Source organism: Streptomyces sp. R-74717, assembly GCF_047305335.1.
Taxonomy (GTDB): Bacteria; Actinomycetota; Actinomycetes; order Streptomycetales; family Streptomycetaceae; genus Streptomyces; species Streptomyces atratus.
In genome coordinates this window covers 1,386,267-1,401,473 of sequence record NZ_CP102361.1, presented here as the reverse complement: position 1 = coordinate 1,401,473, position 15,207 = coordinate 1,386,267, and the positions used below count along the sequence as shown (strand labels likewise).

The window sequence follows — 15,207 nt, the reverse complement described above, 5'->3', positions numbered from 1 at the left end:
ACAGGATGCGGCACGCCAGGTTCCAGATGTTCGACCCGGGCGCGCGAAGGGCGACCCTGTCCCTCGTCAGAATGCCGCACGTCGGCCCCTACCGGGGGCATGCTGTGCAGCAGTTCCAGTCGGCGTTGGGCGGCTTCGACCGCCCCGCAGCGCCGGCCAGGTACGTGGCTGAGCAATGAGACCAGAGGTGGGCCGAGTTCCCGGGCTTGCTGCGGGTCGCGAAGTTCTTGCCACTGGTGGTGGGCGCAGTCCACGGCGTCTTCTACGGCTGGTCGACCGGGGGCTGTTGCCGGGCGAGGCGGGTGTTGGCGGCAGCGATCCACAATTCGCAGCTGTGCCGGATCGTCGGCTATGCGAGCAAGGTCGGCCCGGACCCCCAGCCAGGGGGTGGCCTGCACGAAGCCCGCGCCGTAGGTACGCAGAGCCCCGGCGATCCGGTCGATCCGCAGCAAGGTGCCGTCCAGGATCACGAACGCCTTCGTCCGGGCTGCTGTCATCGCCTCGGCCAGGGCGGGACCGAGGGCGGCCAGAATGTCGACGGCCTCGCGTATGTAGCGGTACACGGTCGCGATTCCGATGCCGAATCCTGCGGCAAGCTGGGCGTAGGTATCGCCGCAGCGCAGGGAGTTGAGAGCTTGGGGAAGGGTAGACAACCACACGGAGCTCCTGGCAGATGGTGAATCTTGGTCGTGACGCCGTCTACCAGGAGCTTCGTCGTCCCGTCAGGCCGTCCAACTCGTGGGCCGCCACGTCAGGTTGGAAACGGCTCCGTGACAGCAAGCATCAGCCACTCTTCCTATGTTCGAGCGTTCAACGGATGAGTGTCTATCTTCATGCCCCGCTGCCCTGAGCAGTCGATCGCACGACGAGCCGATCGCTTGCCCTCATTCAAGCGGCCCGCCATAAGAATCGACGTGTTACCCCACGCCGCGTACCCGTCGACTCGCGCGAACCGTCGGAGGTCGTCGCCACCGCCTCCAGTTCGCCGCTTCCCCGGTCGCCACGCGAACCAGCGACCCGTCACGGGCGAGACCGAGGCGCAGACCATGTCGTTTGCTCGCCGAATTGACAACCCTCTTGACGCCGTCCCCATCACCCGCTGAACTGTCAGTGGTTTAAACCAATTTCCCAACCGTGACCCTGTATCCGCCAGCTCACGTGAGGAACACGATGAGGCCCCTGCGGTTGCTCTTCCCTGGCGCGCTCGCCGTGGCCGTCGGGTTGGCCGCCACCATGGCGATGGCGCCCAACCCGACGACCGCGCAGACCGCCCCGAATCCCAAGCCCCAGACGATCCCGGCCCAGTAAAGACCCGCGGATCCCGACCGGATCCGCGGCGGCTGTCCTGTCCGGCGATGGGCGTCCCTTCCCGCCACCGGACACGACACGATTCCAAGCCGCCGTCGCACGTGGCCTGATCACCCCTCGGAAGGAACCGAGATGAAGCCCTTGCTGTCGCTTTTCCGCAGCGTGCTCGCCGTTCTCATCGGGCTGGCCGCCACCGTCTCGGTGGCAACCGTCCCGGCAAGCGCGCAGACCACGCCCAACCCCAAGCCCCAGACGATTCCCGCGCTGCAGGAGTGGACCGGCGGCACCGGGGCGTTCACCTACTCCAGCGCCATCAGGATCGTCCGCGCCGCCGCGAACGCGAGGGCGCTGGCGACCACCAGCGAGGTCTTCGCCGACGACCTGCGGGAGCTGAACGGCTACCCCGTCACCCAGGTCATCGGCACCACCGCCAGCCTGCGGGCCGGCGACATCTTCCTGTCTCTCGGCTCCACCGACACCGCCCTCGGCACCGAGGGCTACGCCCTCTCGGTCACCGACAAGATCACCATCACCGCCCGGGACGACCGCGGCGCCTTCTACGGCACCCGGACGATCCTGCAACTGCTCAAGCAGAGCACGTCGATCCCGCAGGGCACGGCCCGGGACTGGGCGCTCAAGCCCGAGCGCGGACTCATGGTGGACATCGGGCGAAAGTACTTCACCCCGCAGTGGCTCAAAGACCACGTGAAGGAACTCGCCTACCTCAAAATGAACTACTTCCAGCTGCACCTGTCCGACAACCAGGGCTTCCGGATCGAAAGCACCTCACACCCGGAGATCGTGTCCTACGAGCACCTCACCAAACAGGAGGTCAAGGACATCATCGCACTGGCCGCCAAGTACAAGATCACCGTCGTCCCGGAAATCGATGCGCCCGGGCACCTGCGCCAGATCCTGAACGTCCACCCCGAACTGCGGCTGGTCACCAGCACCGGCACTCAGCAGTCGGAGTACATCGACCTGAGCAAGCGCGGGACCTACACGCTGCTCAAGGACCTCTACAAGGAGTACTTGGCGCTGTTCCCCGGCCCGTACTTCCACATCGGCGCCGATGAGTACAGCATCGGCAGCTTCAGCCAGTACCCGCAGCTGGAGCAGTACGCCAAGGACACCTACGGCGCCGACGCCACCGTCAAGGACGTCTACCTCGGCTTCATGAACTGGGCCAACGACATCATCCGCGCCGAGGGCAAGACCGCCCGCGCGTGGAGCGACGGAGTGGGCGGCGGCACCGCCGTCACGGCCAACCCCAACATCATCCTCGAGTTCTGGTACAACCTCGGTCTCTCACCGCAGGCGCACATCGACAACGGGCACCTGATCTCCAACGACAGCTGGAGCCCGACCTACTACGTTCTCGGCTCGGGTGGACCAAGCGGACCGGGCAGCCAATGGGGCTATGACACCTGGAACCCCGACCTGTTCCAGGGCAACCAGACCATCACCGACGCCTCGAAGTCCAAGAGCCTCGGCTCCAAGCTCCACGTCTGGTGCGACCGCGACACCGCCACCCAGGAACGCGTCGCCAACGACATCAAGGACGGCCTGCGGATGGTGGCCCAGCAGACCTGGGGTTCACCCAAGCTGGTGACCCCGTGGTCGAGCTTCACCACGACGATCAACACCATCGGTCGCAACCCGGCCTGGCCGACCGACGCCCAGCAGGGCAACGTCGCCGCAGGCAGGCCCGTGACCGTCTCCAGCACCGAGGCCAGAAGCGTCGCGGGTGCGAACGCCGTGGACAGCAACTACACCACTCGCTGGTCCAGCCGCCACAGCGACAACCAGTCGATCACCATCGACCTCGGTATCCCCAAGCCGGTCAGTCGGGTGAAGCTGCACTGGGGGAACGCGTACGGCAAGGGCTACCAGATCCAGGTCTCCAACGACGCCACCACGTGGACGACGGTCTACACGACCACCACAGGTGACGGCGGCATCGACGACCTGACCGGGCTCACGGGCACCGGCCGCTACGTCCGCATGCAAGGCACCGCCCGCGCCACCGGCCACGGCTACTCGCTGCACGAGTTCGAGGTCTACGCACCGGTCATCCAGTCCGGAGCCACCTACCAGCTCAAGACCGGCGGCAAAGCCATGGACATCCCCTTGACCAATACCGACGGCACCCAGCTCACCGTGGAGAGCCCGCACTCCGGCGACAACCAGAAGTTCGTCATCACCGCCAACCCGGACAACACCTACACGCTCAAGAGCGTCTACAGCGGACTCTGCGTCGCCATCTCCACCAACTCGAACACCGGGGGTCAGGCGATCATCCAGACCGCCTGCACGTCGACCGCCGCCCAGCGCTGGTCGCTCTGGCAGACCGCCGCCACCGGCTACTCACTGGTGGCGACGACGGCCAGCGCCCAGGCGATCACGGCGGAGTCGGCCACCAATGGCGCCAAGGTCATCTCCCTGGGCATCATGGCCGCGCCCCTCCAGTCCTGGACCTTCACCAAGGTTTAGGACCGATCGGAATGGCGAGCCCTGCCGGTGGCATCTCTTGTCACCACCGGCAGGGACTCCCTCTTTCAGCCCTGGAAACTGTGACGGGTGCGATGGACGTGCGCGGCCGCCCGGCACGGGCCGCGGCGGCGTCACCCCGGCGGACGGCGGCGCAGACGGCGGTGTGCTCCTCGAGCGCCAGCTCGACCGGGCCGCCGCTGCAACCGCCGAACGCGATCGCGACGACCTCGCGCCGACGAGTCGGCGGCCTCGACGTGGCCTCTGTCAGCGGCCGGGCACCGGTCGCCCGACGGGTGCCCGGCAGACGGTCACGCCGAGGGTTCTTTCCCTCGGCGCGTTTGCGCTCGTAGAAGACCCGCGAGTTTGGCTCGCAGAGGACGCTGGTCAGGGCGGACATGTAGAAGACGCACTGGAGGCCGCGGTGGTAGTGGCGGGGGCGGTGGAGGTTGCCGCTCTTCTTCCCTGAGTCGTGCGGTGCCGACGCGAGTCCAGCGAAGGCGGCGAGGTCGCCCGACCCACTACGCCCACCGCCGCTGACCCTGGAGATCGGGGCTGCTGGATTCATGCGGAGATAGCGGAGCGGCGGGTAGCGCACCCTACGGGATCACGGAGCCGTGGCCAGAATTATGGCGGCGGTAGGGGAACGCCGGTCTCCACTCCACCTGCCTAGCTTGTGCGCATGGCAACCAACCCGATTTCTCAGCGTGCCGTGATCTTCCACGAGGACGGCTACGCCCGCATGGGAGAACTGCTTTCTCCGGCAGAGGTCGATCTGTACCGGGCGATCTACGATCGGTTTCTGAATGGCGAGATCGACTGCGGTGACAAGCGCTCCGACCTCGGCGCCGGCAGCGCCCGCAGCAACGGTGCCGCCGAGAACATCACACAGATCATGTGGCCCTCCGCGCTCTACCCCCGCTTGCTGGGGCTGCCCTTGCACGAACGGGGTCTCGCGTTGGCCCGGGAGTTGATCGGTGACGACGCCGTTCTCGACTTCGACATGTTGATCGACAAGGCACCCCACACCGCGGTGCCGACTCCGTGGCACCAGGACGCCGCCTACTGGGTCGGTCTCCCTGACACCCGGGCTGTTTCGATCTGGGTCGCGTTGGACGAGTCGACGTTGGACAACGGCTGCATGTGGTACGTCCGAGGCTCGCACGAGACTCCGATCCGGGCGCACCGGTCGGCCGGCACCGGTGGCGGCGCGATCGAGTGCGAGTGCTCGGAGGACGAGCCCGAGGCCATGCCTGTACCGCTGGCTCCCGGCCATGCGGCGGCCCACGCCGGCGGAACACTTCACTACTCCCGCGGCAACACGACCGATGGGCACCGGCGCGCGTACATCCTCAACTACCGCCCGGCGGACATGGTCCGGCTGGAGCGGGAGAAGGGGATGGACCACGGTCTGCAGGACAACGCACGGACCGTGCGGAACGCGGCCGCGAGGTGATGATGGAGGAGAAGACCAGGCAAGTCCCTTGGGCGCACCACGGAGTCGCGGCCCTCGCCGCGCCGGCCGGCCGGGACGGTGCCTTCCGCTGTCCGCACGCGATGGTTCAGGACAGCGGCCGGGTCATTCTGGCGGATCGGGAGAACGACCGTCTGGTGACCCTCGATCCAGCGGGGCAGCTCGTTGGGACGTTTGCGGACCGTCTGCGCAGGCCGAGCTGCCTGGCCTTCCGTTACGAGACGCTCGTGGTCGGCGAGTTGTCGGCGTCGGTGGCCCTGCTGGACCCGGACGACCGGCTGACGGGGCGCTACGGGGCCGACGACGCAGCTGTCGAGCGGCCGGGATGGCCCAACGCCCTGAGTACCGGCGGTGCGACGATCGCCCCGCAGGTGCCGGCGGAGCAGTTCAAAGTCCGCACGCGGTCGCTGTCGACACGGCAGGACGGATCCACGTCGTCGAATGGGTGGTGGGAGGCCGTCATGTCCGCTTCGATCCCGACGAGTCGGGGCCCGCGACGGTGTTGTGGCCAGCCCCGGTGGACGTCTGCACGTCACCGCCGGGACGCCGCGGCGCCTGACAGCTGATGCGAACTCCAGGCTGTGCAGGGCTTCGACCAGGTCCTGGCCGCCGAGGCCACCCGCACGTCCAACCGGATACGCGGCCTGCTCACCCAGTTCCACCCAAGCCTGGAGCGTGTCCTGGGCCCCCGTCTCGACCACCAGGCCGTCACCTGGCTTCTTGAACGCCACGGATCCCCGGCCGCACTGCGAAAGGCCGGACGCCGCCGCCTCGTCGAACTCGTCCGGCCCAAGGCCCCGCGCATGGCCACCCGGCTGATCGACGATGTCTTCGACGCGCTCGACGAGCAGACCGTCGTCGTGCCAGGGACCGGCACCCTCGACATCGTCGTTCCCTCTCTGGCCCGCTCGCTCGCGGCCGTCCAGGAACAGCGCCGGGCCCTGGAAGCCCAGATCAACACCCTGCTGGAGGCTCACCCTCTTTCCCCGGTCCTGACGTCGATGCCCGGCGTCGGCGTCAGGACCGCCGCCGTCCTGCTGGTCACCGTCGGAGACGGCACCAACTTCCCCACCGCCGCCCACCTCGCCTCCTACGCCGGCCTCGCCCCCACCACGAAATCGTCCGGCACATCGATCCACGGCGAGCACGCACCCCGAGGCGGCAACCGGCAACTCAAACGCGCCATGTTCCTCTCCGCCTTCGCCTGCATGAACGCCGATCCCGCCTCCCGCACCTACTACGACAAGCAACGCGCCCGCGGCAAAACCCACACCCAGGCCCTCCTCCGCCTCGCCCGCCAACGCACCAGCGTCCTGTTCGCCATGCTCCGAGACGGCACCTTCTACGAGTCCCGAACCCCCACCGTCACCCTCGCCGCATGACCAGGATGAAAACCCTCAAAACCGGCAGCACGAACTTGACGAAGGACATAGGTGCGCCGTGAAGCGCGAGTTGTTCGAGTGGCGGTGAAAGGACGCCACCGCCGCCCTGTCGCAGCAGGGCGGTTGAAGCCGAGGGCAGCCCGACCCGGGAGGTGCCGGGAAGGGTGGCAAGCGGCCCTGAAAAAGCCGGGACGTATCAGCACTGCCAGATGGTGCGGGTCCGGCAAGCGAGACGGAAAGGAGTACGCGAGGAACCGGCGTTGACGCCTCCTTACTCGTCACCAGCTCGAACCTGGTGGATCTGGGCTGGATGCGGTGAGTCCCTGTCTTGCTTTGAGGGCGGGGAACTTCCCGGGTGGTTGCTATGTGTCGTCCGGGGAGGCCACGACGAAGTGCTGCGGGGTAGTCGTGGCGATGCCGCGGGGGTATAGCCGGGCTCCTACTCCGTCGATCGAACGACACGTGAACACGGGAACTGTTCCGGTCCTGACCTGGGGCAACGCCTCCAGTGCGGTCGCAGGCTGGGCCCACCGTCGGCCGATCGGGCCGGGACAGGGCGGAGCCGCCGTAGTACTCCGAGCCGGGGAGAGCCCGGCACATGGGGAAGGGCGGCAGCGGAATCGAGAAGGGAAGGAGGCTGCAATGCCGAAAGACGCGCCGCTGAACAGCGGTGCACCAGAGGCCCCGATGGGGTCTCACCAGCGGGTATCGGGGATGCAGGCCAAACTTCACCGTTGGGCGGCGGCCGACGACGGCCGCAGGTTCGACGATCTGTTCAACCTCGTGTGCGACCCGGCGACGCTACTGGTGGCGTTCGAACGGGTCGCGGGAAACAAAGGGGCTAAAACGCCCGGGGTTGACGGCGTCACCGCCGTCAACGTCGAGCGCGATATTGGCTCCTACGGGTTCCTGGAGGACCTTCGCCACGTACTGAAAACGGGTGAGTTCCGCCCGCTGCCGGTACGCGAGCGCAAGATCCCCAAACAGGGCGGCTCGGGCAAGGTCAGAAGCCTAGGCATTCCGACCATCACCGACCGCGTGGTCCAGGCAGCCCTCAAGCTGGTGCTGGAGCCGATCTTCGAGGCCGACTTCAAGCCGATCTCCTACGGCTTCCGGCCCCTGCGGCGGGCACACGACGCGATCGCCGAGATCCACTTCTATGGCACCCGCGGCTACCGCTGGGTCCTGGACGCGGACATCGCGGCGTGCTTTGACTCGATCGACCACACGGCCCTGATGGACCGGGTGCGAGCGCGAGTCAAGGACAAGCGCGTGCTGCGGCTGGTCAAGGCGTTTCTCAAGGCCGGCGTCCTTACTGAGGACAACAGCCGCGAGGACACGCTCACCGGCACCCCGCAAGGCGGCATCCTCTCCCCGCTCCTGGCGAACATCGCCCTGTCGGCGCTCGACGAGCACCTGACCAGGCCGTGGGAGTCGGGCGGGGAGATGGCCACCGGCAACCTGCGCAGGCGTCGCCGTGTTGCCGGACATCCGAACTGGCGCATCGTCCGCTACGCGGACGATTTCGTGGTTCTGGTCGACGGCGAGCGCTACGACGTCGAGGCGTTGCGCGAGGACATCTCCGACGTGCTGCAACCTCTCGGTCTTCGTCTCTCCGAGGCAAAAACACAGGTGGTGCACATGTCGGCTGGGTTCGACTTCCTGGGGTTCCGCATCCAGTGGCGCCGCAAGCGAGGAACGGACAAGTGGTACGTCTACACCTTCATCGCTGACCGGCCCATCCGGCAGCTGAAGGACAAGATCCGTGCCCTGACGAACAGAACGTCGCAGCAGAACCCCAGGGACGTGCTGATCAGGCTCAACCAGATCATGCGCGGCTGGGCCAACTACTTCAAGCACGCAGTCTGCAAAGCCACCCTGAGCTCCCTGGCCAAGTTCACATGGCACCGGGTGATCAGCTGGTGGATGGCACTGCACCGCTGGAAGTGGAAGGACATTCGCCGACGCCTCACCGACCACAACGGGCGGTGGCAAAGGCCCTCGGCAGATGGGATCGAACTGTTCGACCTCCAGGCGGTGACGGTCACCCGCTACCGCTACAGAGGCAACAGGATCCCCAACCCCTGGACACGTCTCAACCACGCCTGAACGGCAGAGTCCGTGGAGAGCCCGGTACTCGGAGACGGGTACGCCGGGTTCGGCGAGCGGCACGGAGAAACGGACTGGCGGCAACATCGGCACCGCGCTCCGTGCCGACTCAACAGGCACCCCCCCCGTGGGGCGGCACCGGGGCCGGCCGCTGTCTACACCCCGGCTCCGGGCTCATCCATGTCCACGGTCCGAAGCGGCTGGTGGCCCTGGCCGTCGAGCTGGGCGAGTTCGCAGGCGCCATCGAGCACCGGCTGGACTTCAGCAGGCGTACTCAACTTCGTCCGCACACGCATCGCCCGCCCGCACAGCTGCGCGGCGCCGCGCAGGCGGGCAGAGTGCAGGCCCTGTCTGCAGTCCGAGACCTCCGACGGAAAACAAACTGACTTGATCCGTCAGCTCGGGGCGATGTCCTGCAGGCAGACGACACATGGCCTGCACTCAAGGGCCCACCGCACGGCCGCGCCTCGCTTCCGTTCGCGGCGAAGTAGACCGCTGCTCTCCCTCATTCGGGGCCAACTCCGCAACCGCGTGGGCGAGTAAGCGCCGGGATGACTGGCACTGCGCAAGCCCAGGTCCAGCCCTACGAGGCCGCCTTCACCTCCTCCGGCTCCTCCTCCCGCTGCGCTGTCTGCGGCCGCAGCATGGTAGCGGCCAGTGCCGCGGTGGCCACGAGGACTGCCGCGGCCGCACCCGCGACCGTGGTGAAGCCCTGGTCGTAAGCGTGGCGGGCTGCTGCGGTGAGCCGGACCGCTGTTGCCGACGGGAGTTGGTGCAGGACTTCCTCTGCCGAGGCGAAGGACTCCCGCGCGGTGTTCTGCTGTTGTGCGCTCAGGCCGGGCACATCCGGCAGCGACGTGCGGTAGGTCGCGGCCAGCGCGGTGCCCAGGATGGCCACGCCGAGTCCGGCGCCGAGTTCGAAGGAGGTCTCCTGGATCGCGGCGGCCTCCCCGGAGCGTTCGGGGTCCGCCGCGGCCATGATGGAGTCCGCCCCCAGCGTCATCACGACCCCCGCGCCGAGCCCGGCAGCGATGAGGGGCAGTACGAGCCTGGTGTAGTGCCCGGTGTCGCCGGTCAGCGCAAGGGCGGCCGCCGCGGCGGCGAACAGGCCGAGCGAGCCGGTCAGCGCCCAGCGATTGCCCCAACGAGCCGAGGCCCAGGGCGCGCTCGTGGCGCCCACGGCATTCGCGGCGGCCAGCGGCATCAGGGCGAGCCCGGCCCGTACCGGCGAGAACCCGCCGACTTGCTGGAACCACTGGGTGAGGAAGAACAGCAGCGCCACATAGCTGCCGAAGCAGCCGATCACACACACCGTCGCGGTGGAGAAGCGGCGGTCGGCGAAGAGCGAGAAATCCAGCAGGGGTTCGGCCAGCCGTCGCTGCCGCCGTACGAACAGGAAGAGCAGCAGCGCGCCGCCGAGGGCTGCGGCCAGGATGAGCGGGTCGACTCCCACACGCTCTCCCGCCTGCTTGAGCGCGTACACGACCCCCGCGAGTCCGGTGATCGACAGGGCGACGCTGGCCATGTCCCAGTGGCGCGGGGAGGGATTGCGGGACTCGGGCACCACCCGGGCGCCCACGACGAGGATGACCAGCACGATCGGCACATTGACCAGGAAGACCGCGCCCCAGCCCCAGCGTTCGGTGATCAGGCCGCCGAGCAGCGGGCCGAGGGTGGCACCGACGCTGTGGGCCGAGGTCCAGATGCCGATCGCGATGGCCCGTTCCCGGGCGTCGGTGAACACGACGCGGATGATGGCCACGGTCGACGCCATGATCATCGCAGCGCCGATCCCCAACGCGACGCGGTCGGCAATCAGTTGGGGCGTCGAGTGGGAGAACGCGGCGGCCGCCGACGCCAGCCCGAACACCGCGAAGCCGCTGAGCACCATGCGCTTGCGCCCGATCCGGTCCCCGAGGGTGCCGCAGGTGACCAGCAGCGAGGCGAGCGTCAGCGAGTAGATGTCGACGATCCACAGGAGTTGCACCCCGCTGGGATGCAGATCCAGTGCCATGCTCGGCACCGCGGCGTGCAGGACCGTCAGGTCGATTCCGCACAGGAGGAGGCTGGTGGAGACCACCGCGAGGACCAGCCATTTGCGGCGCTGCGAGGTGACATCCGGCTCGGCCGAGTCTTTCGCAGGGGCATCGCTATTCGTCATGCTCGCACTATCGTGGGATACGAATGCCAGGCACAAGTACGGTCTTGAATGTGACGTAGTATCAAGATGTATACCGTGGTGGAGGTGGAGGCGTGCGTGACCGTACGGAAGAGACGCCGGAATACTGCGCGATCGAATGCGCCATGGAAGTCCTGGGCGGTCGATGGAAACTGGCCATTCTGAAGGAACTCCTGGCTGGGACAAGGCGGTTCAGCGAGCTGAAGCGCGCGCTGCCCCGCATCACCCAGCGCATGCTGACGCGTCAGTTGCGCGAGATGGAGACCGACGGTCTGGTGATAAGGAACGTTTACCGGGAGGTGCCGCCGAAGGTCGAGTATTCGCTCACCGAAATCGGACGCAGCCTTGACGGCATCGCGGAGCAGCTCGATACCTGGGGACGCTGGTACCGGGCGAGCCGGGCCGCGGAGACAGGTCCCGACGGGAAACTCCCGGTGGCCGATTCGCGCGATGAGGGTACGGACCTGCCCGCCGTCCGCGCCTAGCCCCGATCTTTCGTGATGGCCTCTCCGCATGTTCCGCCCCGGCCGACCCGGTCACGTGGCGTCTACCGGAGCCAGAAGGCGGCAACGACGAGAAAAGCGATGCCCACACCGAAGAGGAGGCTCAGCGTGGTGACCTTGTAGGACAGCGTGTCCGGCCGCCCGGGCAAGTAGACGACACGCACGCGAGAACCCTCTGCGGGATTTCGCGCGGAACTGGTCAGTCTGCTCCGGAATTCCCGGGGGTTGCCGCGTTCGTCGTGATAGGCCACCACGGGCGCGTACGTGGTGGAGTTGTCCTCGTGTCCGGTGATCTCATGGCGCAGCACCATGCCTTCGGCATGGATCCCTGACCGTCGCATCCGCGACAGGCCCCGGATTTCCCGTAGTCCGCCGCCGATCGCCAGTAGCCCGCCGATGATGAGTAGCGTCTGCCCAATGCCGTTCATACGTGGAACACCTCGGATCCTCTCCGCGCCTACGCGTCCGGCCCGCTGCCGACCGCCTTGAGGATCGGGTCTGTTGTCCACGGACAGAGCCCCACACCTCCCGCACACCCCAACTCGCCGACCACACCAACAACTTGATGCGATGAAGGAGCGGGGCCTCCCGCTCCGGCCGGGTGCGGACGATGCTCGGTCCAGGAGAAGAACGACCGTCCACAGGCAGGAGGCCCCTGATGGACCAGCAAACAGACTACGCCTGAATCCACCGCCTTGGATTGAAAAGGATCTTCTAACGGTTTTCTGAGCTGGTGCCGGGTCGGTGCTCGGTTTGGGGCAGGTGGTATCTGCTGGTCTGCCCAGCTTTTCCACGGGTTCGGTTCCGGTCGGGCCTTGAGGGCGGGGTGGACAGGGGTGTCAGATCAGTCCCGGTGGGCCGTGCGTGATGGCGAACATATGCGTCCAGGCTTGCTGCCAGGGCCAGTTGTGGGGCAGGTGCAGGGTCATGCGCCGTGCGGAGCGGGCGATCCGGGCCGGGACGTGGACCAGGTGGGCCCGGAGTGTGGCGGTGGTTGCCTTCGCGTGGAAGGCCGAGGCGTGTGCTCCGACGGCCCGCAGCAGGTTGTAGGCCATCGCCCACAGCGTGAGCCAGGCCGAGTTGGCGTGGAAGTGCCCGGAGGGCAGGTGGACCAGAGCGCCGGCTTTGCTGTCCGCGATGACCTGTTCCACCACCGCGTGGTGGCGGTGTTCCCGTTCGGCCTGGAGTGTCCCGGCGGGGTTGTCGGTGAAGAAGGGGTGGTAGCGCCAGACGGGAAACAGCTCGCCCTGTTCTCCCACGACGGCGGGTTTGGCCAGGTCACGGACCCGGCGCACGATCAGCCGAGCCGTGACGCGCTCACTCTTCTTGCGGCTGGCGAACGCGGTGTATGCGGGGATCTCGGCGACCTCGGCGTCCGAGATGAGATCACCGGTGTCTGGATCTTCCACCGCGTTCGGGTAACTGATCTTCTGCCAGGCATCGTTGGGGATGCTGAGGACGGCCCGTTTGATGGACGGGTTCATGCCAGTGGTGATGGAGAAGCGGGCTCCGGCCCGGCGGCAGGCTGCGATCACACCGGCGTTGTAGAACTGGGAGTCCGCCCGCAGGATCCGCATGCCGGTGCAGCCCGCCTCGACGGCGGTGGCCAGGGCCTCGCTCACGAGTTTCGGGGCGCCGCGGGCGTCTGCTGCCTTGCCGCGGCGCATCCGGACCGCGGCGGTCACCGGCCGGGAGTGCGGGGTGCAGATCGTGGCGAGCAGCGGGTGCAGGGTGCGTATCCCTTTGAACCGGCCGTACTCCGCGCCCTGCTTGGTGCGGCCGTAGACGCGCTTGTGGGTGGAGTCGACATCGATGAACGCCGTCACACCGGCGCCCGGCAGCAGCGGCGTGTGTGCGGCCAGCGCGCCGAGGAACCTGCGGTGCACGGCGTGGAGTTGGAGCGCATGGCCGTGGGTGAACGCGCGCAGGAACGTGCCCAGCGTGGACGGGGCACGGATACCGTCGAACACGGCCGGCATCGCACCGTGCCGCAGCAGGTGAAGGTCGTCGATGCTGTCCGCGCCTGCGGCCATACCGCCCACGATGCTGGTGACCTTGGCGTCCGCCGCCGCACCCGCGCCGTTGCCCGCCCCGGTCAGCTTCACCTTCTGCGCCGTCAGGCGCGAAAGACCGCACCGCTCGGCCAGCCGCATCACCGGGACCAGCCCCGCATACGCGATCAGATTCCGGTCATCGAACGCAGCAGAGACCGCCGCCGGGGTGTGGGAAACTTTCATCTACGAGGTGCCTTGCTGATAGTGCGTGATGGTGGTGTGGTAACTCCCATCTTCGCAGGTCAGCAGGCACCTCTCTTCATTTCTCTATCTACCAGGACCCGGGACAGCCGGTGGATTCAGGCTAAGCCTCAATACCGGTAACTTAGCGCTTTGGTGTGCGTTTGACCCGTTTGGGTTTGGTGGCGCCAACGAGGGTGATAGCCGCGGCGGTGGGTGGGCGGTCTGCAGTCCGGTGGGCGGCACGTTTGAGGGGCCAGCCAGCGACTTTGCGTTTGGTGACGCGGGGGTTGGATCGGCGGCGTCTCGGCGGCAGGGGGCGTTCGAGGATTTCAGCGCGGGTGGCTCTGACCGCACGAGCGAGTCTGCCGGGGGGAAAATGCCGCCTGGCCGGTGACCTGGCGGCGCACGACACGCAGTGAACGGGTGAAGGAGATCCGGTCGGGGTCCTGGTCGGCCTGTCGCGCGGCCTGGTGCATCAGGTGTCGGATGGCGTGGTGGACGAGCAGGAAGCCGTAAAGTTCCTGCTCGGCTCCGTCAGAGTGCTGCGAACGCAGCACCAGGCGTGGACCGCCGAGGTGGGTCTTGATTTCGTCGAGGGTGGACTCGAACTCCCATCGCTGGGCGTAGAGTGCGGCCAGTTCCGCGGCTGGGGCCTTGTCCGGGCCGAGGATCGTGGTGAGGAGCCAGTAGACGCCCTCGTGGCCGGTGATGGTGTACTCCACCGCGCGCACCGGCACCCCGCGACGGGTGTTGTGGATGTCGCTCCGGTCGAATATCTCGGTGAGGTAGGAGCCGTCCGACAGCTGCTCAACGACCGGCAGTACGAGGTCTTTGCGGACTCGCCACAGCAGATCCGCCCCAGTTGCCGCGGCTTTGCACCACAGTTCCACGCCGTAGAAGCCACGGTCGGCCAGCAGTAGCATCCCTGGTCGCAGAGATACCAGGACTGCCCGGGCCAGAGTCTGCTCTCCGGTGCGCAGGGCTCCGGTTGCGGCGTCGAAGATGGCATGGGTGCCGCATTCCACCAGGCCGACCATGCGCAACTGCGGGCAGCCGACGTTCTGTTCACCCCGACCGGATCGGGGCGGACGGCCGAACGCCTCCACGTTCGCCTTCGTGTCAGACAGGTCGAACGTGGTGCCGTCGATCGCGGTCAGCCGCCTCCTCGACGTACTACCGGTGGCGCCGGACGGAGAAGGAGCCGTGCGAACGGCGCCGCCGGGACGCGGAGCTGACCGAGCAGATCCGACAGATCCATGCCGCATCCGGCGGCAACTACGGCTCGCCGCGCGTGCACGCCGTCCTCAAACGTGACGGCGTCTACGTCGGCCGCAAACGGGTCGAGCGGTTGATGCGCGAAGCCGACATCACGGGTGTGAGCCCACGCCGAGGAGTTCGGCGAGGTCGCGGAGGCCGTGCACGGGGCGCTGGGCGCCAACCCCCGTAAGGGTGCGTCCCGCACCTGGGCGGACGTCCACAAGGAGCTGTGCGACGTTATCGTGACCAGCATGGTCGCGCTCGTGTC

General features: G+C 67.4%; 11 protein-coding genes and 3 pseudogenes. 7 read left to right on the top strand and 7 right to left on the bottom strand.

Going from position 1 to position 15,207, the window contains the following annotated elements:
• Window positions 1–428: 428 nt before the first annotated feature.
• A pseudogene (locus NRF20_RS06540) lies at window positions 429–632 on the bottom strand (helix-turn-helix domain-containing protein); the annotation flags it as partial.
• Window positions 633–1,170: 538 nt separating this feature from the next.
• Here NRF20_RS06540 and NRF20_RS06535 point away from each other — a divergent pair.
• Window positions 1,171–1,308, top strand: a complete 138-nt coding sequence (locus NRF20_RS06535; RefSeq protein WP_398632820.1) for a hypothetical protein — start codon at window positions 1,171–1,173, stop codon at window positions 1,306–1,308.
• 132 nt (window positions 1,309–1,440) lie between these two features.
• Window positions 1,441–3,801, top strand: a complete 2,361-nt coding sequence (locus NRF20_RS06530; RefSeq protein ID WP_398632821.1) for a family 20 glycosylhydrolase — start codon at window positions 1,441–1,443, stop codon at window positions 3,799–3,801.
• Window positions 3,802–4,123: 322 nt separating this feature from the next.
• Here NRF20_RS06530 and NRF20_RS06525 read toward each other — a convergent pair.
• Window positions 4,124–4,306: pseudogene (locus NRF20_RS06525) on the bottom strand (transposase); the annotation flags it as partial.
• Window positions 4,307–4,480: 174 nt separating this feature from the next.
• Here NRF20_RS06525 and NRF20_RS06520 point away from each other — a divergent pair.
• From NRF20_RS06520 to ltrA, 3 genes and pseudogenes are all read left to right on the top strand, one after another.
• Window positions 4,481–5,254 (top strand): phytanoyl-CoA dioxygenase family protein, encoded by a 774-nt coding sequence (locus NRF20_RS06520; RefSeq protein WP_413752193.1) that lies wholly within the window; start codon window positions 4,481–4,483, stop codon window positions 5,252–5,254.
• A gap of 587 nt (window positions 5,255–5,841) precedes the next feature.
• A pseudogene (locus NRF20_RS06515) lies at window positions 5,842–6,654 on the top strand (IS110 family transposase); the annotation flags it as partial.
• Window positions 6,655–7,296: 642 nt separating this feature from the next.
• Window positions 7,297–8,763, top strand: coding sequence for a group II intron reverse transcriptase/maturase (ltrA, locus tag NRF20_RS06510; RefSeq protein ID WP_413752108.1), 1,467 nt, complete (start codon window positions 7,297–7,299; stop codon window positions 8,761–8,763).
• Window positions 8,764–8,918: 155 nt separating this feature from the next.
• Here the strand turns inward: ltrA and NRF20_RS06505 are convergent, their stop codons facing one another.
• On the bottom strand, window positions 8,919–9,041 hold the full coding sequence (locus tag NRF20_RS06505) for a hypothetical protein (RefSeq protein ID WP_413752192.1): 123 nt from the start codon (window positions 9,039–9,041) through the stop codon (window positions 8,919–8,921).
• 305 nt (window positions 9,042–9,346) lie between these two features.
• Window positions 9,347–10,924, bottom strand: coding sequence for an MFS transporter (locus NRF20_RS06500; RefSeq protein ID WP_398635310.1), 1,578 nt, complete (start codon window positions 10,922–10,924; stop codon window positions 9,347–9,349).
• A gap of 92 nt (window positions 10,925–11,016) precedes the next feature.
• On the opposite strand from NRF20_RS06500, the gene NRF20_RS06495 reads away from it, so the two are divergent.
• Window positions 11,017–11,427, top strand: a complete 411-nt coding sequence (locus NRF20_RS06495) for a winged helix-turn-helix transcriptional regulator (RefSeq protein WP_398635309.1) — start codon at window positions 11,017–11,019, stop codon at window positions 11,425–11,427.
• A gap of 62 nt (window positions 11,428–11,489) precedes the next feature.
• On the opposite strand, the gene NRF20_RS06490 is transcribed toward NRF20_RS06495, so the two are convergent.
• The 3 genes from NRF20_RS06490 to NRF20_RS06480 form a co-directional block, all read right to left on the bottom strand.
• Entirely contained in the window at window positions 11,490–11,873 is a 384-nt protein-coding gene (locus NRF20_RS06490) for a DUF3592 domain-containing protein (protein ID WP_398635308.1), read from the bottom strand.
• Between the two features lie 411 nt (window positions 11,874–12,284).
• Window positions 12,285–13,682 carry an IS1380 family transposase gene (locus NRF20_RS06485; protein WP_413752191.1) on the bottom strand — a complete coding sequence of 466 codons (1,398 nt, stop codon included), beginning with the start codon at window positions 13,680–13,682 and terminating at the stop codon, window positions 12,285–12,287.
• Window positions 13,683–14,011: 329 nt separating this feature from the next.
• The gene (locus NRF20_RS06480) at window positions 14,012–14,947 is read right to left on the bottom strand and encodes an IS4 family transposase (protein ID WP_398635391.1); all 936 of its coding nucleotides are present in this window, start codon (window positions 14,945–14,947) and stop codon (window positions 14,012–14,014) included.
• Here NRF20_RS06480 and NRF20_RS06475 point away from each other — a divergent pair.
• Complete coding sequence (locus NRF20_RS06475; RefSeq protein ID WP_398635392.1) at window positions 14,914–15,129, top strand: IS3 family transposase; 216 nt, start codon at window positions 14,914–14,916, stop codon at window positions 15,127–15,129. The genes NRF20_RS06480 and NRF20_RS06475 overlap by 34 nt on opposite strands.
• The last annotated feature ends 78 nt before the right edge of the window (window positions 15,130–15,207 follow it).

Bases quoted from the DNA above. Each gene is read 5' to 3' on its own strand.
- NRF20_RS06530 (WP_398632821.1), top strand. From the start codon at position 1,441: ATGAAGCCCTTGCTGTCGCTTTTCCGCAGCGTGCTCGCCGTTCTCATC.
- NRF20_RS06535 (WP_398632820.1), top strand. From the start codon at position 1,171: ATGAGGCCCCTGCGGTTGCTCTTCCCTGGCGCGCTCGCCGTGGCCGTC.
- NRF20_RS06520 (WP_413752193.1), top strand. From the start codon at position 4,481: ATGGCAACCAACCCGATTTCTCAGCGTGCCGTGATCTTCCACGAGGAC.
- NRF20_RS06480 (WP_398635391.1), bottom strand. From the start codon at position 14,947: ATGCGGCATGGATCTGTCGGATCTGCTCGGTCAGCTCCGCGTCCCGGC.
- ltrA (WP_413752108.1), top strand. From the start codon at position 7,297: ATGCCGAAAGACGCGCCGCTGAACAGCGGTGCACCAGAGGCCCCGATG.
- NRF20_RS06490 (WP_398635308.1), bottom strand. From the start codon at position 11,873: ATGAACGGCATTGGGCAGACGCTACTCATCATCGGCGGGCTACTGGCG.
- NRF20_RS06485 (WP_413752191.1), bottom strand. From the start codon at position 13,682: ATGAAAGTTTCCCACACCCCGGCGGCGGTCTCTGCTGCGTTCGATGAC.
- NRF20_RS06500 (WP_398635310.1), bottom strand. From the start codon at position 10,924: ATGACGAATAGCGATGCCCCTGCGAAAGACTCGGCCGAGCCGGATGTC.